15 protein-coding genes, 1 tRNA gene and 1 other RNA gene are annotated in these 22296 nt (G+C 73.8%); 6 read left to right on the top strand and 11 right to left on the bottom strand.

All coding sequences use genetic code 11. The annotated features are described in order from the left end of the window. Nucleotides 1-39: 39 nt before the first annotated feature. The 3 genes from O3T09_RS03895 to O3T09_RS03885 form a co-directional block, all read right to left on the bottom strand. Nucleotides 40-765, bottom strand: a complete 726-nt coding sequence (locus O3T09_RS03895; RefSeq protein WP_020621447.1) for a DUF952 domain-containing protein — start codon at nt 763-765, stop codon at nt 40-42. 203 nt (nt 766-968) lie between these two features. Continuing rightward, nucleotides 969-2840: an alpha/beta hydrolase gene (locus tag O3T09_RS03890; RefSeq protein WP_269295398.1), complete on the bottom strand. Its 1872-nt coding sequence runs from the start codon at nt 2838-2840 to the stop codon at nt 969-971. 95 nt (nt 2841-2935) lie between these two features. Next, nucleotides 2936-4006 carry a 3-methyladenine DNA glycosylase gene (locus O3T09_RS03885; protein ID WP_101965631.1) on the bottom strand — a complete coding sequence of 357 codons (1071 nt, stop codon included), beginning with the start codon at nt 4004-4006 and terminating at the stop codon, nt 2936-2938. A gap of 268 nt (nt 4007-4274) precedes the next feature. Here O3T09_RS03885 and O3T09_RS03880 point away from each other — a divergent pair, with 268 nt between their 5' ends. Further along, nucleotides 4275-7259: a S8 family serine peptidase gene (locus O3T09_RS03880; protein WP_063190142.1), complete on the top strand. Its 2985-nt coding sequence runs from the start codon at nt 4275-4277 to the stop codon at nt 7257-7259. A 126-nt stretch (nt 7260-7385) separates the two neighbouring features. Here the strand turns inward: O3T09_RS03880 and O3T09_RS03875 are convergent, their stop codons facing one another. Beyond that, the gene (locus tag O3T09_RS03875) at nt 7386-8672 is read right to left on the bottom strand and encodes an aspartate kinase (RefSeq protein WP_063190141.1); all 1287 of its coding nucleotides are present in this window, start codon (nt 8670-8672) and stop codon (nt 7386-7388) included. Between the two features lie 240 nt (nt 8673-8912). Here O3T09_RS03875 and O3T09_RS03870 point away from each other — a divergent pair, with 240 nt between their 5' ends. Together O3T09_RS03870 and O3T09_RS03865 are read left to right on the top strand one after the other, a co-directional pair. Next, nucleotides 8913-9926, top strand: coding sequence for an ABC transporter ATP-binding protein (locus O3T09_RS03870; protein ID WP_269295397.1), 1014 nt, complete (start codon nt 8913-8915; stop codon nt 9924-9926). Beyond that, the gene (locus O3T09_RS03865; RefSeq protein ID WP_101965629.1) at nt 9923-11179 is read left to right on the top strand and encodes an ABC transporter permease; all 1257 of its coding nucleotides are present in this window, start codon (nt 9923-9925) and stop codon (nt 11177-11179) included. The genes O3T09_RS03870 and O3T09_RS03865 overlap by 4 nt, the downstream gene beginning before the upstream one ends. A 43-nt stretch (nt 11180-11222) precedes the next feature. On the opposite strand, the gene recR is transcribed toward O3T09_RS03865, so the two are convergent. Both recR and O3T09_RS03855 read right to left on the bottom strand, forming a co-directional pair. Beyond that, the gene (recR, locus tag O3T09_RS03860; RefSeq protein WP_002856659.1) at nt 11223-11822 is read right to left on the bottom strand and encodes a recombination mediator RecR; all 600 of its coding nucleotides are present in this window, start codon (nt 11820-11822) and stop codon (nt 11223-11225) included. 115 nt (nt 11823-11937) lie between these two features. Further along, on the bottom strand, nt 11938-15426 hold the full coding sequence (locus O3T09_RS03855; RefSeq protein ID WP_269295396.1) for a DNA polymerase III subunit gamma and tau: 3489 nt from the start codon (nt 15424-15426) through the stop codon (nt 11938-11940). A 78-nt stretch (nt 15427-15504) separates the two neighbouring features. Here O3T09_RS03855 and O3T09_RS03850 point away from each other — a divergent pair, with 78 nt between their 5' ends. Then, entirely contained in the window at nt 15505-16170 is a 666-nt protein-coding gene (locus tag O3T09_RS03850; protein ID WP_206450355.1) for a malonic semialdehyde reductase, read from the top strand. 39 nt (nt 16171-16209) lie between these two features. Here the strand turns inward: O3T09_RS03850 and gluQRS are convergent, their stop codons facing one another. Both gluQRS and ffs read right to left on the bottom strand, forming a co-directional pair. After that, entirely contained in the window at nt 16210-17196 is a 987-nt protein-coding gene (gene gluQRS, locus O3T09_RS03845; RefSeq protein ID WP_036384004.1) for a tRNA glutamyl-Q(34) synthetase GluQRS, read from the bottom strand. Between the two features lie 17 nt (nt 17197-17213). Then, an RNA gene (gene ffs / locus O3T09_RS03840) (signal recognition particle sRNA small type) lies at nt 17214-17310 on the bottom strand. 155 nt (nt 17311-17465) lie between these two features. Here ffs and O3T09_RS03835 point away from each other — a divergent pair. Both O3T09_RS03835 and O3T09_RS03830 read left to right on the top strand, forming a co-directional pair. Then, a tRNA-Ser gene (locus tag O3T09_RS03835) sits at nt 17466-17551 on the top strand. 217 nt (nt 17552-17768) lie between these two features. Further along, complete coding sequence (locus O3T09_RS03830; protein WP_101965627.1) at nt 17769-19331, top strand: alanine/glycine:cation symporter family protein; 1563 nt, start codon at nt 17769-17771, stop codon at nt 19329-19331. 87 nt (nt 19332-19418) lie between these two features. Here O3T09_RS03830 and poxB read toward each other — a convergent pair whose 3' ends face one another. The 3 genes from poxB to O3T09_RS03815 form a co-directional block, all read right to left on the bottom strand. Further along, nucleotides 19419-21134 (bottom strand): ubiquinone-dependent pyruvate dehydrogenase, encoded by a 1716-nt coding sequence (poxB, locus tag O3T09_RS03825; RefSeq protein ID WP_101965626.1) that lies wholly within the window; start codon nt 21132-21134, stop codon nt 19419-19421. A 130-nt stretch (nt 21135-21264) separates the two neighbouring features. Next, nucleotides 21265-22161 carry a haloacid dehalogenase gene (locus tag O3T09_RS03820; protein ID WP_101965625.1) on the bottom strand — a complete coding sequence of 299 codons (897 nt, stop codon included), beginning with the start codon at nt 22159-22161 and terminating at the stop codon, nt 21265-21267. Nucleotides 22162-22170: 9 nt separating this feature from the next. Further along, on the bottom strand, nt 22171-22296 hold a 126-nt coding region (locus tag O3T09_RS03815), incomplete at its 5' end, for an integrase core domain-containing protein (RefSeq protein WP_144819830.1).

The following is a 22296-nucleotide window of genomic DNA, read 5'->3' as shown; positions in this document are numbered from 1 at the left end:
GTTCTCGTGCTCGGCCGCGACCGCGGTGCGGTCGACCTCCTACCGGGCAGGGGAGCGGAACGTCAGGGTGAATCCGATGAGCACGCCTCCCTCGAAGGCCCCCACGGCGAGCCCCTCTGGGGTGGACAGTCGGGCCTCGAGGTCGTCCGGCAGCGGCTCGTGACGGGAGCCGTCGGTGTGCGGGAATCGGGGAGCCGCTTCCTCGTCGAGGGCGCGCAGGGCAGGCAGGTCGACGGCGGTCAGTCTCCGCACCTCGATTCCCCGCGCTTCGGCCGCCGCGATGTGGCCACGGTAGGGCGCCAGGTCGGCGTCGTCGTCGAGGTGGAGGCGCGCGCCCCAGGAGCGGGAGCGCACGCTCCACCCGGCGTCGAGCAGCGCGGCGGCCTCGGCCGAGTCTTCGCGGTGCACGCGGGCGTCCGCCCGTGGGTCGGTCACGGGGGTGAGCATCGAGCACGGGATGTGCCCGGAGACGGCCTCGTCCGGATAGACGTGCGGGAACTCGGCCGAGTGGGGATCGGAGGGGTCTCCCGGCTCGCGCCGCACCCGCAGGCCGGCCCCCGCCAGTTCGTCCTCGTCCAGGCCGACGACGAACGCGTCGGGCCGGTCTGGGTAGATCGCCGCGCCGACCATTCCCACCTGGGCGGCGTCGTCGGAGGCGTGGAGGAAGCCGACGTCGTCGATCGAGGCGCCGCGCGTCGACGCCGTGTAGCGGCCGGTGCGACGCGCGGCGGCCCAGTCCTCCGGGAGGGTGATGTGCAGGATCATGGCGCGAGGCTATCGGCCTCGGCGTCGACGCCACCCCTCCGGCTGCCCATCGCGGGTTGAGTTATCGGGGGTGTGGGGCGGCGGCACCCGCGACAACCCAACCAGCGTTGCAGGGCCGCCCCGGGGCGTGACGACGGCCCGGCGTCTCCGCGGGGGAGTCGCCGGGCCGTCGGGGGCGGACCGGGTTCCGGGTGCCCGGGCCGTCAGTCCTCCAGGAAGGCCTCGATGTCCGGGGTCACCGCGCGGGAGTCGATCAGCTGACGCTCGATCGCGTCGTGGGTGATGCGGTTGGCCTCGCGCACGGCATCGGTGCGCATCGAGATCTTGATGTCGCCCTTGTGCGTCGGGGCCCCGGCCACCTGGACCGGCTGGGTCTCGAGCGGCAGCGGGACGGCGTCGCACAGTGACTTCTCGGCCGGCTGGGCGCCGGTCAGGAAGTAGTCACGGATGGGCGTGTCCACGCACTCGGTGCCGTACGGGAACAGGCCGTGGGTGCCCTCGTTGTCCACGGAGATGAGGGACGTGTTGCGCAGCACGCCGGCGGCACGGTGGCCGCCCTCGTACGGGGTCGCCGCGTCCAGCTCGGACTGCACGATCACGGTGTTCGGGGCGCCCTTGCCGCCGGGCTGGGAGGGCATGGAGGTCTGGGCGGGCCAGTACATGCACTCCGACGGGCCCATCAGCACACCGATCCACGGGGCCTTGCGGCCGAGGTCGTCCACCCACGAGGTCCAGTAGCCCTGCGAGGTGTTCCACTGGCCGTCCTGGCACCGGATCGCCGAGAACGCGCCCTCGAAGGTGACGGCGTCTCCGGCCTGGGTGGCGGCGACGAGCTGCTCGCGCTCGCCCACGGTCTCCAGGCCGCGGGCGGCGAAGCGGTCGAAGGAGTCACGCTCCTCGGCCGGCAGCGACGCACGGGCCTCGGCCAGGATGCGCTCGATCTGGGTGCGCTGCCCCGCGGGGTCCGTGGCCGCGGCCTCGGACTCCATGATGCGGATGTAGGCGGCGATGACGGACCCGGCGTCGAGGTACTGGGACGTGTCGTACATGGCCGGCAGCAGGAACGAGCCGGCGACGATCATGCCGAGCTGGGTGCGGGTGCCGCCCACGTCCTCCCAGCGCTCCCGGATCTGCATCGGGTCGTCCCCGAGGTCGAAGATCTCGTCGTGCCGGGCCACGTAGGGGAGCATCGCGTCCTGGAACTGGCGGTCGCGGGAGCGCGGCTGCAGGTCCCAGGTGGTCTGGAGCCCGTCGCGGGAGATGTCCACGGCGGAGTCCAGCAGGAACCGGTGCGTGTGCTGGGGGAAGACGCGCTGGTACCAGCTGCCCAGCCAGGTGCCGTACGAGTAGCCGATGTAGGAGGTCTTCTCCTCGCCCAGGACGGCGCGGATGAAGTCCATGTCGTACACGGTCTGCTCGGTGGTGATGTACGGGGTGAGCTCGTTCTCGAGGCACGCGTCGACCTGGGCCTTCGTGTCCTGCCACACGTCGTGCTCGGGGTTCGGCGTGTAGGTGCACTCCAGGGCGGTGGACTGGCCCACGCCGCGGGGGTCGAAGCCGATGAAGTCGTACTGCTCGGCGAGCTCCGGGGCGCGCTCGGCCATGGCGGGGCCCCAGGGCAGGCCGGAGCCGCCCGGGCCGCCGGGGTTCACCAGTGCGATGCCCTGGCGCTCCGGGTTGCCCTTCGAGGTCTCGGTCTTGGCCACGCGCAGGGTGATGGTGTGGCCGTCCTCGGGGTTCTTCCAGTCCCGCGGCACCGTGACGTCGGCGCACGCGGTGCCGGGGATCGCGTTGAACCGGGCGTTGAGGCGCTCGCTGCCGAAGTCGCAGGCCTCCCAGTCCAGCGTCTGGCCCACGAGGTGCGGCGCGAGCGCGGCGGCGTCGTTGACCTTGTTGCCCCGCGTGGCGGAGAGGTCGTTGGAGCGGGCCTGACCCTGCGATGCGGACCCGTTGCCGTTGCCGTTGCCGTTGCCGGGCGCGGAGAGCGCGGGGGCGGCGGCCGTGACGGCGAGCGAGACGGCCGCGACGGCGGCGGCGAGCGTGGTGCGGCGGCGAGCTGGAACGGTTCTGGTCACGTCAGGTCCTCGAGTCGTTCGGTGCGGAGAGGGCCGGGGCGGTCACCGGATGACGCGAGTGATGCGCCTCACAGCCTGTAGAGCGGCCATCCTAATCATGGACGTGCGCTGGAAGTCCACTCGGCGGCCGGCCCGGTCCCGGGGGCCGCCCCCGCGGCTGCGTCCAGCACCGCCAGCAGCCGCACCCGCAGCGCCTGGCCCCGCGCGGCGAACTCGCGCTGTCGCCGCGCGTACTCGGCACGCCCGGCCGGCTCCTCGATCCGCACGGCCGCGTAGCCGCCGCGCCCGTCGGAGAGGTCGTCCACCCCGGTCAGGTCGTACGGCGAGGCCTCCATGTCCAGCCTGCGGATGTCCCACGCGAGGTCGAAGCAGTCCGCGAGCAGGTCCGAGTCGACCACCGGCACCAGCTTGTACGCCCACTTGTACAGGTCCATCCCCGCGTGCAGGCAGCCGGGCTGCTCCATCTCCCGCATCCCGGCGCGCGTGGGCAGGACGCCGTCGTCGCCCTCGTTGCGGTCGCGGGCCTCGGGCGCGAAGAACCGGAACGCGTCGAAGTGCGTGCACCGGATCCGCGAGCCCTCCACCACCGCGTCCGTCCCCTCGGCCCCGAGCCGCAGCGGCAGCTGGGAGTGCCGCACCCCGTGCACGTCCGAGCGGTATGCCATCGCCCACTCGTGCAGCCCGAAGCAGCCCAGGCGCGGCGTCCGCTCCGCCGTGCGCGCGAGCAGGTCCCGCGTGAACGCCACCCCCGACGCGCGGTCGGCCAGCACCGCCGCCACGTCCACCAGCCAGCCGCCCACCGGGCGGCCGTCGACGACGGCGCCCGCCACCTCACCGGCCTCGACGCGCCGGTAGTGCTTCCACTCGCCCCGTGGGGTCGTGCCCAGCTCGGCCGCCTCGGCGCGGGCCGCGGCGCCGTCGTCGTCCGCGAGGAGGACCCCCGGCCCGGGGTGCCAGCGCTGCAGCGCGGCGGGGGAGTGCGTGTAGTAGCCGAAGAGGAAGTCCTGCACCGGGTGCTTCTCACCGCGCATCCGCAGGGCCACCAGCGGGTCCGTGCGTCGGGCGATGCGCTCGCGGTGCGCCCGCGCGTGGGCCCGCCACACGTCGGCGGGCAGGGCGACGACGGCGGTCGGCGGGGACGCGGAGGCGGTGCGTGGCTCGGGCATGGCCCCACCATCCTCCCCCGTGGCGCCCCTCGGGAGCGAGCGGGCCCACGTGATGCCGACGCGGGGAGCGCGCCCCGGCGGCCCCTATTCGACGGTCCTGGACGTTGCCTGACAAAGATCTGGTCAAACGCCCTACCGGACGGTAGATTGCATGTGTCTCGCTGTGGCGCTCATCACATGGGTGTCGATCTCCCCGTCCCCCGGCGCCATCCCCGCCGGCGTGCCACGGGCGAGAGCTGGGCGGACCTTGATGAGAAAGGCGGAGGCAATGCCTCAGAACCCCACCCCTGCCCGGCGCCGCCGGGCCCTGGCCGCGGCCGTCGCCGGCGCGAGCCTCGTGGCCGCTCCCGCGCTCGCGGTGTCGGCCACCGCCGTCGAACTGCCCGACGGCAGCACCGTCTCCAGCCCGCAGGGCGAGGTGCAGGTCCAGCAGCAGTTCGAGGACGGCCGCTACTTCGTGGTCCTGAAGGACCAGCCGTCGGTGACCGCCCCCGAGGCCGGCGCCGTTCCGGGCGCGGCCCCGAAGGCGAAGTTCGACCCCTCGCACCCGCGCGTGAAGAACTACGAGGCCAAGCTCCAGCGCCAGCAGGCGAAGGTCGCGAAGGCCCACGGCGCCAAGGCCGAGATCTCCTTCCAGCGGGCCGTGAACGCGTTCGTCGCCGAGCTGACCGCCGAGGAGGCCCAGGCGATCGCGAAGGACCCGGCCGTGCTCGGCGTCGCACCGGACGAGCAGGTGGCCCCGGACTACAGCTCCACCGAGTTCCTCGGCCTGCCCGGCAAGAAGGGCACCTGGAAGTCCGTGTACGGCAAGGCCGAGAACGCGGGCAAGGGCGTGGTGGTCGGCGTCATCGACTCCGGCATCCACCCGGACAACCCGTTCATCGACGGCCAGCCCGTCCAGCCGCTCAAGGGCAAGGCCAAGGTCGGCGTGCCGTACCGCACCGCGGACGGCCAGATCGCCGTGCTCAAGGCGGACGGCACCACCGCCACGGCCGAGTGCGAGACCGGCCCGGACTTCCCGGCCTCGTCGTGCGACTCCAAGCTGATCGGCGCCTACGCCTTCTCCGACGACTTCGAGCGCTTCGTCCCGGTGGACGAGCGGGCCCCGGAGGAGCGCATCTCCCCGCTCGGCGTGTTCTCCCACGGCACCCACGTGGCCACCACCATCCTCGGCAACACCGGGGTGGAGCAGACCATCGACGGCGACTCCTTCGGCGAGGGCGCGGGCGTGGCCCCCGCCGCGAACCTGATCTCCTACAAGATCTGCTGGGAGGACACCGACCCGGACACCGGCGGCTGCTACACCTCCGCCTCCGTGGCCGCCGTCGAGCAGGCCATCGAGAACAACGTGGACGTGCTGAACTACTCGATCTCCGGCTCCAACACCTCGATCGTGGACCCGGTGGCCATGGCCTTCAAGTCCGCCGCCGAGGCCGGCATCTTCGTGGCCGCCTCCGGCGGCAACTCCGGCCCCGGCCCGAACACCGTGAACCACGGCTCCCCGTGGCTGACCACCGTGGCCGCGGAGACGTTCTCCAACGAGCTCACCGCCACCGTGCAGTTCTCCGACGGCACGCAGCTCCGCGGTGCCTCCTCGGCCCGCACCGGCGTGGGCCCGGCCGAGGTCATCCATGCGTCCGAGGTCGCCGCCGGCGACGCCGAGGCCGCGCGTCTCTGCCTGCCCGGCGGGCTCACCGAGGAGGCCGCCGGCAAGATCGTGCTCTGCGAGCGCGGCGGGAACGCCCGCACCGAGAAGTCGCAGGTGGTGGAGGAGGCCGGCGGCGTCGGCATGATCCTCGTGAACACCCCGTCCGGCTCGCTGGACGCGGACATCCACGCGGTGCCGACCGTGCACATGAACGACAACGGCGTGATCGAGAAGGTGAAGTCCTCCGACCTCACCGCCACGATCGTCCCGGGCGACACCACCGGCCTGCCGGAGGACCCGCTGCCCCAGATCGCCGGCTTCTCCTCCCGCGGGCCGGCCAACGCCGTGAACCAGGAGCTCCTGAAGCCCGACCTCGCCGCCCCCGGTGTGAACGTGATCGCCGGCGTCTCCCCGCTGGACCCCGACTACCACGGCAACACGTTCGGCCTGATGTCCGGCACGTCCATGGCCTCGCCGAACCTGGCCGGCATGGCCACGCTGCTGATCGGCAAGTACCCGGCCTGGTCCCCGATGGCCGTGAAGTCCGCCCTCATGACCACCGCCGGCGACGTGTACAACGCCGACGGCACCGTGAACACGGACAACTTCGCCACGGGTGCCGGCTCCGCCGATCCGGCCGCCGCCGCCCGTCCGGGCCTGGTCTACGACTCCGGCAAGGAGCAGTGGGACGCGCTGCTGCGCGGCGACATCGCCGGCCGTGACGTGAACGTCCCGTCCCTGGCGATCCCCGACGTCGTCGGCTCGGCCACCGTGACCCGCACCGTGACCGCCCTGGAGAACGGCCGCTGGCGGTTCTCTGCGAACGTGCCCGGCTTCGAGGTGACCGCCTCCCCGGCCGTGCTGGACCTGAAGGCCGGCCAGTCCGCCGACGTCGAGCTGACCGTCACCCGCACCGACGCCGCCGTGAACACCTGGACCCACGGCTCCATGTCCTGGACCACCGCCAAGGGCAAGGCCGTCCCGGAGGTGACCTCCCCGGTCACCGTGAAGGCGAAGTCCGCGACCGTCACCTCCGCCGTCGAGGGCTCCGGCGCCACCGGCTCCGCCGACGTGGAGATCACCCCCGGCGTGACCGGTGAGCTGACCCCGCAGGTCCTGGGCCTGGGCAAGGTGGACTCCACCGTGGCCGCCGCCACCGCGAGCAACTCGCTCGAGTCCAGCGCACTGGCCGTGTCCACGGTGACCGTGGAGGAGGGCACCCAGTCCCTGGTGGCCTCGATCAACGCGGGCGCCGCCGGCGCCGACTGGGACCTGTACGTGATCACCCCCGAGGGCAAGCAGTTCTCCCGGGCGACCGCGGACGAGTCCGAGACGCTGACGATCGCCGACCCCGCCCCGGGCGCCTACACCGTGGTCGGCCACCTGTACGCGGCCAACGGCGGCAAGGACACCGGCACCCTCGAGACGCTCAAGCTGCGCGAGGACGCGGGCAACCTCACGGTCTCCCCGAACCCGGTGCCCGTGACCTCGGGCAAGGCCACCGAGGCGACCCTCTCCTGGTCCGGCCTGACCTCGGGCACCTGGAAGGGCCTCGTCACCTGGGACGCGGGCATCACGACCGACGTGACCGTCCAGGTCCCGTGACCGCCGACCCCCTCCGTCCTCGCTGACGGAACGGGAGGAACCGCCCGCACGACGCCGGCCCCGCACCTTCACGCTGAAGGTGCGGGGCCGGCGTCGTTGGTGGGTGGGGCAGCGGCGGGTGCGGCGTCAGCGGCCGGTGCCGCCGTAGACCGTGGCCTCCTCCTCGGCGTCGAGGCCGAAGGCGGCGTGCACGGCGCGGACGGCGTCGTCGAGCTTGTCCTCGGCGGTGACCACGGAGATGCGGATCTCCGAAGTGGAGATGAGGTCCACGTTCACGCCGGCGTCGGCGAGCGCCTTGAAGAAGGTGGCGGAGACGCCCGGGTTGGAGCGCATGCCCGCGCCGATCAGCGAGAGCTTGCCGATCTCCGGGTCCGAGACGATGTCCTGGAAGCCGATCCGGTCCTGGGCGGCGCGCAGGGCGGCCATGGCGTCCTTGCCCTCCACGATCGGCAGGGTGAAGGAGATGTCCGTGCGACCCGAGCCCTCGCGGGAGATGTTCTGCACGATCATGTCGATGTTCACGTTGGACACGGCGATCACGCGGAAGATCTCGGCGGCCTTGCCGGGCACGTCGGGGACGCCGACGATCGTGACCTTGCCCTCGGAGCGGTCGTGGGCGACGCCGGAGACGATGGGCTGTTCCATGGGAGCGCCTTCCTGAAGGGTGATGGTGTCGTTCGGGTCGGGCAGGATCCAGGTGCCCTCGTGGTCGGAGAAGGAGGAGCGCACGTGCAGCGGCACGCCGAAGCGGCGCGCGTACTCCACGGAGCGCAGGTGCAGCACCTTGGATCCGGAGGCCGCCATCTCGAGGGTCTCCTCGGAGGAGAGCTCGGTGAGCTTGCGGGCGGTCGGCACGACGCGCGGGTCGGCCGAGTAGACGCCGTCCACGTCCGTGTAGATCTCGCACACGTCCGCGCCGAGCGCGGCGGCGAGGGCGACGGCCGTGGTGTCCGAGCCGCCGCGGCCCATGGTGGTGATGTCCTTGGACTCGGGGCTCATGCCCTGGAACCCGGCCACGATGGCCACGCGGCCGGCGTCGAGGGCCTCCTGCACGCGGTGGGGGTTGACCTTGACGATCCGGGCCCGGCCGTACGAGGTGTCCGTCAGCATGCCGGCCTGGGAGCCGGTGTAGGAGCGGGCCTCGACGCCCTCGGCGTGGATCGCCATCGCCAGCAGGGACATGGAGATGCGCTCGCCGGCCGAGAGCAGGATGTCCATCTCGCGTGCGGGCGCGTCCTGCGTGAGCTCGGCGGCGAGGTCGAGCAGCTCGTCCGTGGTGTCGCCCATGGCTGAGACCACGACGCACACGCGGTTCCCGGCCCGGACCGTGTCCGCGACGCGGCGGGCCACGCGCTGGATGCCGGCGGCGTCGGCCACGGAGGAGCCGCCGAACTTCTGGACGATGAGACTCATGGGTCGCTCCGGACGGGATCGAGGGTCGGTTCGGGCCAAGTCTAGGGGCGCGCACCCGCGCGAGTCCGCCAGGTGAACCCCTGTTCCGGATGCTGGACCCGGCGCCCGCGGCCGGTCAGGACGACGGCGCCCGCGGCCCCGCCTGCGACCCCGCCTGCGACCCCGGTCGGGCTCGGATCGGCGCCGGGATCATCCCCCGGGTGGATCCGCGTCCGTGCACGGCCCGGCAAGGATGGGGCCATGACCGCTCCAGCACCCCCGCCCGCCGCACCCGTCCTGGGGGCGGCCGCCCACGACGGGATCGTGGCCCACGGCCTCGCCCGCTCGTTCGGCGCCGTCCATGCGGTGCGGGACGTCTCCCTCACCGTGCCCGCCGGCTCCGTGACGGCCCTCGTCGGCCCGAACGGCTCGGGCAAGACCACGCTCCTGCTCATCTTGGCCACCCTGCTGCGCCCGGACGCCGGCGCCGTGTCCGTGGCCGGGGTGGACGCGGTGCGCGAGCCCGTCGAGGCCCGGCGGCGGCTCGGCTGGATGCCCGACACCCTGGGCGTGTGGGAGGAGCTGACCTGCCACGACATCCTCGCCAGCCTGGGCCGGCTCTACGGCATGGGGAAGGCGGAGGCGTCCGCGCGCGCGGACGAGCAGCTCGAGTGGGTCGAGCTCACGGAGTTCGCCCACCGGCCCGCCCGCGTGCTCTCCCGCGGCCAGCAGCAGCGCCTGTCCCTGGCTCGGGCCACCGTGCACCGGCCCTCCGTCCTGCTCCTGGACGAACCCGCCAACGGCCTCGACCCGGCCGCCCGCATCCGGCTGCGGGACGACCTGCGCGCCATGGCGGCAGCCGGCACCGCCGTGCTCGTCTCCTCCCACGTGCTCGCCGAGCTCGAGGAGATGTCCGACCGCGCCGTGTTCCTCCGTGAGGGCGCCACGGTGGCCACCCAGGAGTTCCGCGCCGCCGACGACCTCGCCCGCCCCTACCGGATCGCCGGGCCCGACCCGACGGCCCGGGACACCCTCGTCCGCGCCCTCGAGACCCGCGGCCTGACCGTCACCGCGGCCACCGGCGCCGGCGCGGGCCAGCGCCGGGACGGCGTCGTGGTGCAGCTGCGGGGTGAGGCCGCCGCGGCCGCGCTGCTCGCGGACCTCGTGCGCGAGGGTGTGCTCGTCAGCCACTTCGCCCCGGAGGGCTCCCGCCTCGAGAACGCCTACCTGGGCCTCCATCTGGAGGGCCCCCGCACCGAAGGAGACCGGCCGTGAGCACCGCCGTCGCGACCTCGATCCATGACCGCCGCCCGCCGCAGCCGCAGCCGGGGGGACGCCTCGGCGCGGCCCAGGCCGTGGCCACCGTGGTGGGCATGGAACTGCGTCAGCGGCTGCGCTCGCGCGGCTGGTACGTGCTGTTGGGCGTCTTCTTCGTGGTGGTGGGGGCGGTGACCCTCGGCGCCCTCGGGCTGCGCGGCCTGGGCGTGGCGGAGATGGAGGCGTCCGGCCTGGAGCCGGAGCTGGCGGAGCAGCAGATGCGCGCCCTGGGGCGGACGCTCTTCGACGGCGTCCTGCTCTTCGTCCTCACCCTCTCGCTGCTGGTCTCGCCCGCCCTGGCGGCCAACGCGATCTCGGGCGACCGTGCCGGCGGCACGTTGGCCATCACCCAGGTCACGCTGCTGCGGACCGGGCACCTGATGGCGGGCAAGTGGCTGGCCGCGTGGATCGCCTCCGCCGCGTTCCTCGCGGCCGCGCTGCCGTGGCTCGCGGTCGCGGCCGTGGTGGGGCGCGTGTCCCCGTGGGCCGTGCTGGTGGGGCTCGTGATGATCCTCGTGGAGTTCGGCATGATCGCGGGGATCGGCGTGGCCGTCTCGGCGATCGCCGGGCGCACGCTGTTCGCCGTCGTGGTGACGTACCTGATCGTGGCGGCGCTGACGATCGGCACCCTGGTGGCCTTCGGGCTGTCCCTGCAGTTCCTGCAGACCGAGGTGCGGGCCAACGACGCCGAGTACGGCTCCATGACGGCGGAGCCGTTCACCGAGGCGGAGCTCGAGAAGATGACCCCGGAGGAGGCGGAGCAGGCCTGGGCCGAGTGGGAGGCGGCGCACCCGGAGCTGTACGACGGGATCGCCGACCGGTGCGTCGGCCCGGTGACCACCCGGACGATCCCCGACCCGCGGCGCAGCGGATGGCTGCTCGCGGCGAACCCGTACGCCGTGCTCGCGGATGCCTCCCCCTGGGAGGGTGGGCTCGTCGAGGACGGGACCCGGGCGGAGCCCGGGCCGCTCAACCTGCTGTCCGTGGGGCTGCGCTGGACCCAGCGAGACCCCGTCCGGGACGTCGAGTGCCTCGACGGCGAGCTGCGCGGTCTCGACAGCACCGGCGTGCCGGATCGGCAGGGCACCTGGCCGGTGTGGCCGCTCGGTCTGGCGATGCAGGGTGTGCTGGTGGCCGGGCTGGGCTGGTGGGGCCACCGTCGCCTGGACACCCCGGCCGGGCGGCTGCCCGCCGGCACGCGCGTGGCCTGAGCCGGGCCGGCGTCGGGCGGGGCCTGCTCGACGCCGGCCGGTGTCAGCCGCTGATCAGACGACGTCCCTCGAAGGCGCGGCCGAGGGTGACCTCGTCCGCGTACTCGAGGTCCCCGCCGACGGGCAGACCGGAGGCCAGGCGCGTGACGCGGATGCCCGTGGCGCCGAGGAGCCGGCCGAGGTAGGTGGCCGTGGCCTCGCCCTCGAGGTTGGGATCCGTGGCGAGGATGACCTCCTGCACGGCCTCGTCCTGCAGCCGGGTGAGCAGCTCGCGGACGTGCAGCTGCTCGGGGCCGATGCCGGCGATCGGATTGATGGCGCCGCCGAGCACGTGGTAGCGGCCCTGGAAGGCGCGGGTGCGCTCCATGGCCATGACGTCCTGCGACTCCTCGACCACGCAGATCTGGGAGCGGTCCCGGCGCTCATCCCGGCAGAGCGAGCACACCTCGTCCTCGGACACGTTGAAGCAGACCGAGCACAGCCGCACCCTGTCCTTGACCGTGCGGATGGCGTCCGCCAGCCGCAGCATGTCCTCCCGGTCCGCCTCCAGCATGTGGAAGGCGATGCGCTGGGCGGACTTCGGCCCGATGCCCGGCAGGCGGCCGAGCTCGTCGATCAGGTCCTGCACCGCGCCCTGGTACATCCGTCTCCCTCGTCCGATGGTGCGTCTCGTGGTCCGTGCGCCCCGACGCGGCGCCGTGGTCCGGCGCCGCGTCCATCATGCCCGCGGCCCCGGACGGCGTACGGGCGCGTTCGCCTCAGGCGTCGTTGGGGCGTTCCTCGAGCAGACGGCCGCCGAGCACCCGTTCGACGACGGCTCGGCCCACGAGGCCCGAGTCCTCGAGCGGGACGTCGTCGTCGCTGGCGACCTCGTCCTCCCACCCCACCCCGGACGTCGCCGGGGCGGCGGGGCCGGTGTCGGCGGGCCGGGCCGGGCCGCGACCCTGGGCGGCCTCGCGGGCGGCGCGGATGGCCGCGGCCCGCGCGTCCAACGAGGGCGGCGCCGAGGCTCCCCCGGCAGGCTCGACGTCGGCGGGGCGCGCCCCGAGCGAGGCCGCGCTCGGCCGACCCCCGGCGGGGGAGCCCGGCGTGGCGTCCGGGCCGGGGCCGCCGGGAGCGCCGGGGCCGCCGCCCGTCCCGCTGCCGCCGCCCGAGCCCGCGTTCACCGGAGGCTCGAGGGGCCCTCCGGCCCGGAGCCGCTCCATGAGCCGCGGGTACATGCTCGCCGGGTGGCCCGAGCCCGGGAAGTCCGAACCGGTCGGGCCGGCAGCCGCACGCGGCGTGGCGTCCGCGTCGTCGGCGGGCACGCCCGGATCGGGGGTCTCGTCGGCCGTGGGCGCGCCCGTTGGGCGCCGCTGCTCGTCCGAGGACGGGCCGGCGCCCGAGGCGGCCGGGTGGAGATCGCGTCGCTCCGTGGCCGCCGCGTCGTCATCCGGGGCGGGTGACGGCGTGGCAGGCCGGGCGGAGTCACCGTCCGCGGCTCCGCCCGCGCCGTCGTCGAAGCCGGCGGGACGGGTCGCGCCGAAGCGCTTCGCGAACTCCGCGCGCAGCTCCGCCTCCGGACGGGCGAACACGGGGATCGAGTGCTCCTCCTCGCGGACCAGCGGCCCCGGGTCGTAGGCCCGACGGACCTCCTCGGCGCTCGGCTCGCTCTCGTCGGGGGCCGGGGCGTCGGGCCGGACCGGGGAGTCCTGGCCGGCGTCCGGCGCGGCGCCGCCGGGGGCCGGGGCGGCCTGCGGCGGCGCCCCCCAGTCCTCGACCGACGGCACGGGGCCGTCCCAGCCGGCGGCGCCGACGGGCCGCTCCTCGGCGTCGCGGGCCGGCGGGGTCCAGCCCTCGGGGCCGGCCGAGTCGTCCTGCTCCGCGTCCGGGTCGAACGCGGGCAGCGAGTCCCACGGGTCCTCCTCGGGCGGGGGAGCGTCGTCCCAGGCGGGCGGCTCCTCGTCCGGGCCGCCCCAGCCGTCCGCCGGCGGGGCGGGGGCGGGCGTCGTCGGCGACGTCGGCGCCGGCCCCCAGGAGGTGGCGGGGGCCGCGGGCGTCCAGGCGGGGGACGGCTGCGGCGTCTGACGCTGCTGCGTGGCCCGGGGCGGAGCCGCCGGCAGTGCCGGGTCGTCCTCCGCGGTGGAGGGTGCGGCGGAGCGCGGCGGGGCGGGGCGGGAGGACTCCGGCTCGCGCGGGGCCTGCCCCGGTGCCGGAGCGGGTCGGTTCGGCTGCGCCGCCGCCGGTCGGTCGGGCCGGCTCTGCTGCGGGGCCGGACGTTCAGGCCGGTCCGTCCGCGCCGGACCGGCCGGGCGAGCGCCGGACTGTGCGCGGGCGTCCCCGGTCGGCGCGTCCCCACCCAGGATCAGGTCGAGCCGCGGGCGGATGCCGAGCACCTGGTGGACGGCCTCGCCGAGCACGCGGTCGCCACCCCGGCCGAGCAGCGACTGGCGGGGCCCGTCCTGCTGGAAGCCGATCGTCAGCAACGAGCCGTCGTAGCCCGCGACGCTCGCGTTGTCCTTCACCAGCATCCACACCAGGCGTGAGGCGTCCTCGAGGGCCGTGAGGATGTCCGGCCAGGCCCGGCGGATCATCTCCACCTGGCTCGCCGCCGGGGCGGGCGTGGGGCTCGACGGCGCGGCCGTCTCCTCCGGCCCGTGGGCGGGGGCCGGCGCGGCACCGGTGCGCTCCTGGGCCTGGGACCGGCCCTCGGGCTCGGGCCGGCCCTCAGGCTCGGCGCGGCTCCCGGCCTCCGGGCGGCGCGTGTCCCCGGAACGGGCCCCGACCTCAGCCGGTTCGGGCCGCCCGGGCTGCGGCGCCTGCTGCGGACGCTCGGACCCCGTGGCCCCGGCGGCGGCGTCCCCCTCCGGCGCCTCTGCCGCGGACTGCGGGGCAGGCGGCGTCCAGCGCTCCGGCGGGGCGGTGGACGCGGTCGGCGCGGGCTCCTCCGGCCGCCGCATGGCGGCCCGGGCGAGCGCGGCACCGGTCAGAGTGCCGGAGCCCTCCGCGTTCTCGGCCGATCCGCCGCCGTCCGCGGCGGGCGTGCCGGACCGGGCCGGCGTCGTCGTGCCCTCCGGGGCGCCGTCCTCGACGGGCGCGGCGCCACCGAGCTCCAGGCGCCGTTCGAGGGCCTCGAGGCGGGCGGCCAGGCCGCGGTGCGTCTCGTCCGAGGCAGGCAGCAGCAGGCGCGCCATGAGCAGCTCGAGGTGCAGGCGGGGACTGGTGGCCCCCACCATGTCCGTCAGCGCGAGGTTGGTGACGTCCGCGAGGCGGGAGAGCTCCGCGCGGGAGAGCTGCGCGGCCTGCGCCGACAGACGCCGCACCTGGTCCTCCGGCATGCCGTGCAGGATCGCCCCGGCCTCCTCCGGCAGGGCACGGGCGATCACGAGGTCGCGGAAGCGGTCCAGCAGGTCCTCGACGAACCGGCGCGGGTCCTGGCCGGACTGCACCACACGGTCCACCACGCGGAACACGGTGGGGGTGTCGTCCGCGGCGACAGCGTCGATCACGTCGTCCAGCAGGGCTTCCGGGGTGAAGCCGAGCAGGCTCACCGCGAGCTCGTACGAGACCTGGCCCTCCTGGGCGCCCGCGATCAGCTGGTCCAGCACGGAGAGCGTGTCACGCACCGAGCCCGTGCCGGCGCGCACCACGAGCGGCAGCACGCCCTTCTCCACGGACACGGCCTCCTCCGCGCACAGCTGCTCGAGGTAGGCGATGAGCGGCTCCGGCGGCACGAGCCGGAACGGGTAGTGGTGGGTGCGGGAGCGGATGGTCCCGATGACCTTCTCCGGCTCCGTGGTGGCGAAGATGAACTTCAGGTGCTCCGGCGGCTCCTCCACGATCTTGAGCAGCGCGTTGAAGCCCGCCGCGGTGACCATGTGCGCCTCGTCGATGATGAGGATCTTGTAGCGGTCCCGGACCGGGGCGAACGTGGCCCGCTCGCGCAGGCCGCGGGCGTCCTCCACACCGCCGTGCGAGGCCGCGTCGATCTCCAGCACGTCCAGCGAGCCCGGCCCGCCGGTGGCCAGGTCCCGGCACGAGTCGCACTCGCCGCACGGCGTGGGCGTGGGGCCCTGGGCGCAGTTCAGGCAGCGCGCGAGGATGCGGGCGGACGTGGTCTTGCCGCAGCCGCGCGGGCCGGAGAAGAGGTAGGCGTGGTTCACGCGGTCCTTCGCCAGTGCGGTGCGCAGCGGGACCGTGACATGGTCCTGCCCGATCACGTCCTCGAAACGGTCCGGGCGGTAGCGGCGATACAGGGCGGTGCTCACCCTCGAAAGCCTATCCGGCGGGCGGACGGGCTAAGGGAGCCGGGGAATGCGCACGCCCGCCGGCCCGTTCCCTGGCCCATGACCACCACGCACATGCACACCGACGCCGAGGACACGATCCACCCCACGCAGCCGGCCCCGGACGCGGGACCGCTGAGTCAGGCCGAGATCGACCGCCTCTTCGCGGACCGCCACACGACGCAGCTCTTCTCGGACGAGCCCGTCGACCTCGCGCTGATCGAGCGGGCCTACGCGGACCTCCGCTGGGCGCCGACCGCCATGAACAACCAGCCGCTGCGGCTCGACGTCGTGGACAGCCCCGAGGCCCGCGCCCGCCTGGCCCCGCTCATGATCGAGTTCAACCGGGAGAAGACGGAGCGCGCCCCGCTCACGCTGATCGCCTCCTACGACCTTGACTGGCACCGCCACATGGGCCACCTCGCCCCGTTCCGGCAGGGCTTCGAGGAGAATGCCGAGGGCAAGCCGGGCATGCGCGAGGGGATGGGCCGCACGAACGCGCTCATCCAAGTGGGCTACCTGCTCGTGGCCCTGCGCGCGCACGGGCTCGAGGTCGGCCCCATGGCCGGGTTCGACGCCGCCGCCGTGGACGCCGAGTTCCACGCGGACCGTGCCTGGAAGTCCCTCCTGGTGATCAACGTCGGCCCCGCCGCCGCGGACGACGAGAAGGCGCAGCAGCCCCGCCAGGGCCGCCTCGACTTCGCCCAGGCCGCCCAGGTCCTCTGACCGGGGCCGGGCCTGCGGCGGGCCGGGACGCCGGCCCGCTCAGAGCCCGGTGAACACCCACGGATCACGCGGCAGGGCGGCCGGGTCGAACGCGGGCACGGCGGCCGCCAGCGGTCCCGCGGGCAGGCCGAGGGACTCCAGCAGCCGGTCCCGCACCCGCTCGGGGGTCCACGCCGGGTCCTGCGCAGCGAGGTCCTCGAGCGTCACGGCGCCGTCCCGCTTGGCCAGCCGCCGCCCCTCCGCATTCAGCACGAGCGGCACGTGCAGGTACTCCACTGCGGGCGTCGGCTCCCCGCGCGCGGCGCACAGCACCTCGGCCAGCCAGCGCTGGCGCGGGGCCGAGTCGAGCAGGTCGTCGCCGCGGACCACCTGGTCCACGCCCTGCGCCAGGTCGTCCACGACGACGGCCAGGTTGTACGCGTACGCCCCGTCGTTCCGGCGCAGCACCAGGTCGTCGACCAGGCCCGTGACCTCGCCGTGCAGCACGTCCACGGCGGTGGCGCGCGGGATCTCGCCCGCCGGCAGGCCCGCGACCTTCGCCGCGTCGATCCGCAGGGCGGCGGGACGCACCCGCCGTCGCTCGGCCCGCTCGGCCTCCGTCAGGCCGCGGCAGGTGCCCGGATAGAAGCCGGGCGGACGCAGCGGCACGGCGCCGCCGGAGGCGGGGGCGCCGTCGTCGGGCCTCGGGTGCGGGGCCGACGTCGCCTCGGCGATGTCCTTGCGCGAGCAGAAGCACTCGTAGACCGCGTCCGCGCCGTGCGCGGCCCGCAGGGCGGCCACGGCGGCGTCGTACCGGGCGGTGCGCTCGGACTGACGCACCGGCTCGGCGTCCCAGTCCAGCCCGACGGCGGCCAGGTCCGCCCGCTGCCCGGCCTCGGCCCCGGAGCGGACGCGGTCCAGGTCCTCGACCCGCAGCAGGAAGGCACGGTCCGTGGCGCGCGCCGCGAGCCACGCGACGAGCGCGGTGCGCAGGTTGCCCAGGTGCAGGCTCCCCGTGGGGGAGGGGGCGTAGCGTCCGGCGGGCATGGGATCTCCTGGGGGAAAGTGAAGACCCCTCACGCACCTGCCAGAGCCCACCTACCCTTGCTACCTTCCGGTCCTGGGGGAGTTCAGCGAGATGACACCACGTGAGGGGCCGCCCACGACTCTACCAGGGCGGCGGTGGGCGGGGCGATTCGGGCCGCGGCGAGACCCGGACCGGGCCCTCGCCTCCCGCGGGGGATTGGCGCGGCCCAGGACGATCTGGTTATGATGGAGCCTGCCCTCGCGCGGTCCGCCGCATGAGGGCGCACCAAGGAGGATTCGCCTAGCGGCCTATGGCGCACGCCTGGAACGCGTGTTGGGTTAACAGCCCTCGGGGGTTCAAATCCCCCATCCTCCGCGGGTAAGCCCCGGGACCCCAGTGGTTCCGGGGCTTTTCGCATGTCCGGGACCGCTGTCGAGGGGGAGGATGCGCCCGGACTCCTCATCCGCCGCGCTGGGTGCGAGACGTGCGTCACATTTGCGCGTATCCTTCTCCCCAGTCGCCCGGGACCGCCGGCGGCCGCCGCTCGGAGCTCGCACCGCACCGGCCATCCCCACCCCGATCTGGAGACCCCATGTCCTTCGCAGATCTCATCACCGCCGTGAACGACGTCATCTGGTCCCCGGCCCTGATCTGGCTCTGCCTGATCGTCGGCCTCTACTTCACCATCCGGACCATGTTCCTGCAGTTCGTGAACATCCCGGACATGGTGAAGCAGCTCCGCGAGGGCCAGGACTCCGCGGACGGCACCTCGTCCCTCCAGTCCCTCATGATGTCGCTCGCCGGCCGCGTCGGCATGGGCAACATCGGCGGCGTCGCCACGGCCATCGCGTTCGGCGGCCCCGGCGCCGTGTTCTGGATGTGGGTCATGGCCCTGCTCGGCGCCGCCACATCCTTCATCGAGTGCACGCTCGGCCAGATCTACAAGGAGCGCGACCCGGACACCGGCGAGTACCGCGGCGGCCCGGCGTACTACCTGGAGAAGGCCTACAAGCACACGGCCGCCGCCCCCGCGTTCAAGGCGTACGCGATCCTGTTCGCCGTCGTCACCGTCTTCGCCACCAGCTACTTCCTGCCGGGCGTGCAGGCCAACGGCGTGGCCGCGGCCGTGGGCGAGGCGTGGGCCGTGCCCGCCTGGGTCGTGGCCCTGGCCATGGTCATCCTGCTGGCCTTCATCGTCCTGGGCGGCGTGAAGCGCATCGCGACGTTCGCCGTCTACGTGGTGCCCGTGATGGCCGCGCTGTACATCATCCTCGCGCTGATCGTGCTGTTCCTGAACTTCGACCAGATCCCCGAGGTCTTCGGCTCCATCTTCGCCAGCGCGTTCGGCGTGCACGCCGTGTTCGGCGCGATCCTCGGTCTCGCCATCCAGTGGGGCGTGAAGCGCGGCATCTACTCCAACGAGGCCGGTCAGGGCACGGGCCCGCACGCCGCCGCGGCCGCCGAGGTCTCACACCCGGCCAAGCAGGGCTTCGTGCAGGCATTCGCCGTCTACATCGACACGCTCTTCGTCTGCTCGGCCACCGCGTTCATCATCATCTCCACGGGCGCCTACCGGGTGTACTCGGACGAGTCCGGCTCCGGCCTGCTGTTCGAGGGCATCGTCGCCCCGACGGCCTCGGAGGGCCCGGCCTTCGTCCAGACCGGCTTCGACGCCATGTTCACCGGCTTCGGCCCCACGTTCGTGGCCGTGGCGCTCGCGTTCTTCGCCTTCACCACGATCGTGGCGTACTACTACATGGCCGAGGTCAACCTCGTGTTCCTCACGCGCAACCTGCGCAACGGCATGGTCCGCCGCGTCGTGCTGCGCTTCCTGCAGGCCCTGATCCTCGTGTCCGTGGCCTACGGCGCCGTCGCCACCACGGGTGCGGCCTGGGGCCTCGGCGACATCGGCGTGGGCTCCATGGCCTGGCTGAACATCCTCGGCATCCTCGTGCTGCAGGGCCCGGCCCTCAAGGCCCTCAAGGACTACCGCGCACAGAAGCGCCAGGGTCTCGACCCGCAGTTCGACCCGCGCCCGCTCGGCATCCGCAACGCGGACTTCTGGGAGCACCGCGCCGACGGCCTGATCACCCAGGGCGTCGCCGGCACGGCCGAGCACCCGATCGTCACCGAGGGCGGCGCCCACCGCGCCTGACGGGCCGGCGGGGCTGGGCCCTCCCCGCCCCACCACGACGACGGCCCGGACGCCGCCAGCGTCCGGGCCGTCGTCGTGCGCGGCAGGTCAGAACAGCTGGCGCAGGTTCGCCTTCGCGAGGTCGAGCAGCTTGGTGCCCTTGCCGTCCAGGACGGTGCGCATGGCGTAGAGCGCGAAGCCCTTGGCCTGCTCGAACTCGATGCTCGGCGGGATCGTCAGCTCCTGACGCTCGGTCTTGACCACCAGCAGCGCAGGCCCGTCGTGGGCGAGGAACTCGCGCATCACCGCAGGCAGGTCCGTCGTGTGGTCCGCGCGGAAGCCCTTGATGCCGGCTGCCTCCGCGATCGCCGCGAAGTCCGGGTTCTGCAGGTCCGTCCCGAAGGGGACGAACCCGGCGGCCATCATCTCTAGCTCCACGAAGTTCAGCGAGTCGTTGTCGAACACGAGCGTCTTCACGGGCAGGTCGTTCTGCACGAACGACAGCAGCTCGCCGAGCATCATGGCCAACCCGCCGTCGCCGGCCATCGCCACCACCTGGCGGGCAGGGTCGACCGCCTGGGCGCCGACCGCCTGCGTGACCGCGTTGGCCATGGAGCCGTGGGACAGGGAGCCGATGATCCGGCGGCGCCCGTTCATCGTCAGGTACCGGGAGGCCCAGACCACCGGGGAGCCGACGTCGGGCAGGAACACCACGTCGTCGTCGGCCAGCTCGTCGAGGAGGCGGGCCACGTACTGCGGGTGCACGCGTCCGCGGCCCGGGGTGGCCAGCTGGTCGAGGTCCTTGCGGGTCTTGGCGTAGTGCTTGAGCGCCTTGTCCAGGAACGCCGACGACGAGTTCCCGCGCAGCAGCGGCAGCAGGGCCTGGGCCGTCTCCGTGACACCGCCCACGAGCGGCACGTCCACGGCCACCCGCCGGCCGATCTGCTCGCCGCGCACGTCCACCTGGATGACCGTGGCGTCCTCGGGGTAGAACTGCCGGTACGGCAGGGAGGAGCCGAGGATCAGCAGCGTCTCGGCCTCCTTGAGCGCGTGGTAGCCGGAGGCGAAGCCGAGCAGGCCGGTCAAGCCGACGTCATACGGGTTGTCGTACTCGATCCGGTCCTTGCCGCGCAGAGCGTGGACGATCGGGGCCTGCAGGCGCTCCGCCAGGGCCACGACCTCGTCGTGGGCGCCGGCCGCACCCGCGCCGGCCAGGATGGTGATCCGCTTGGACGAGTCCAGGGCCTCGGCGGCCTCGCGCAGCACGGAGTCGGCCGGGATGACGCGGGACGGCGTGTGACGGATCACCTCGGGCTTCGCGGAGAGCTCGGTGAGGGCCACGTCGCCCGGGATCACGAGCACGGCCACGCCCCGCTGCTCGACGGCGGCCCGCATCGCGGTGCGCAGCATGCGGGGCATCTGGTCCGCCGAGGAGACGTGCTCCACGTAGACGGAGCACTCGCGGAACAGGTCCTGCGGGTGGGTCTCCTGGAAGTAGCCCGAGCCGATCTCCTCCGACGGGATGTGCGCGGCGATCGCGAGCACCGGGGTGCGGGAGCGCTGCGCGTCGAACAGGCCGTTGATCAGGTGGAGGTTGCCTGGACCGCACGAGCCCACGCAGACCGCGAGCTCGTCCGTGAGCTGGGACTCGGCGGAGGCGGCGAAGGCCGCGGTCTCCTCGTGCCGGGTGTGCACCCACTGGATGCCGCCGTGGGAGCGCAGGGCCTCGGTCAGCCCGTTGAGGGAGTCCCCGGGCACGCCGTACATGCGGCGCACGCCCGAGGCGTGGAGGGTCTCGACGATGTTCTGGGCGACGGTGGCCACGGTGGAACCTCTCTCTGGTCGGGAGGCGCCCGGGCCGGTTCGGCAGGGGCGCGGCATTCCCTTCCACGCTAGGGGTCGAGGTCCAGGCCCGGGGAGGGTCGGCCGTCCGCAGAGGGGGCGTCCGGCCTGGTCAGCGCAGCAGGTCGCGCTCCACCCAGCGCAGCAGGGACTCGCCCGCCCGCTCGTGGACGTCGTCGGCGTCGCCGATGCCGCGTTCGGCGAGGATCGCCGCCGTCACCACGCCGTAGGGCTTCTCGGGGACGCCGTCGGCGGGCCGCACGTCCATGTGCTCCACGGCGAGTCCGCGCTCGTGCAGCCGGTCGGCCATGGCGTAGTCGCTGCGCGAGTCGCCCGCGGTGAGCCAGCGTTCGGGCACCGGGGTGCCCGCCTCCGCCAGCAGGTCGAAGCAGCGCTCGACGCCCAGGTCCTTGCCGGAGGAGCGGTGCTCGACGTCCACCGAGATCACCGAGGGGGCCACGCGCACCTCCTCGGCGAGTCCGCGCTCGGCGAGCAGATCCTCGACGCGCGCGGCGACGTCGTCGCGCACCCGCTCGTACTCCGTCTGGTCCGCGCCCACTGTCTTCTCGAGGGAGACCATGGCCAGCTTGGTGTGGTCCGTGAACTGCAGGTCCCCGGCGCGCTCATCGTTGAGGGCCCAGATTGCATCACGGGTGTCCGCGTCGATGGCCATGTCCGGGTCGGTGCGGAGCCAGTCCGGGGCGGTGCCGTCCACGGTGACGTCGGGCAGGTCCCCGGAGGGCACCGCGGAGAACGGGAACCACACGGCGCCCTTCTCGCAGATCGCGTGGAAGGGAGCGTCGTCCGGGAGGCCCGCGTCTCGCAGCGGGGCGATCAGGTTGTGCAGGAGGAAGTCCGTGGAGCGGCCCGTGTTGAAGCCGACCGGCACCCCGCGCCTCGCGAGGCGGACGAGCACGTCGATGATCCCCTCCGGCACGGTCCGGGTCTCGGTGGAGGCCACGGGGGCGTCCACGTCCAGCAGGAGTCCTATCGGGGAGGAAGTGCGCATGCCCCCACCCTAGGTGTAGGAGGGCATGACGTTGTTGACTCGGGCCGGTGCCAACGAGGTCGGAGGAGCGTCTCCGCAGGAGGTATGAGGCCGATGGTAGTTGTAGTGGTTCACCCACACCGCCAGGGCCTCACG

Source organism: Micrococcus sp. H39-S4, assembly GCF_027158145.1.
In the GTDB taxonomy this organism is placed as follows: Bacteria; Actinomycetota; Actinomycetes; order Actinomycetales; family Micrococcaceae; genus Micrococcus; species Micrococcus luteus.
Note: the sequence above shows the minus strand (reverse complement) of the source record. Positions and strands in the feature narration are given on the sequence as shown.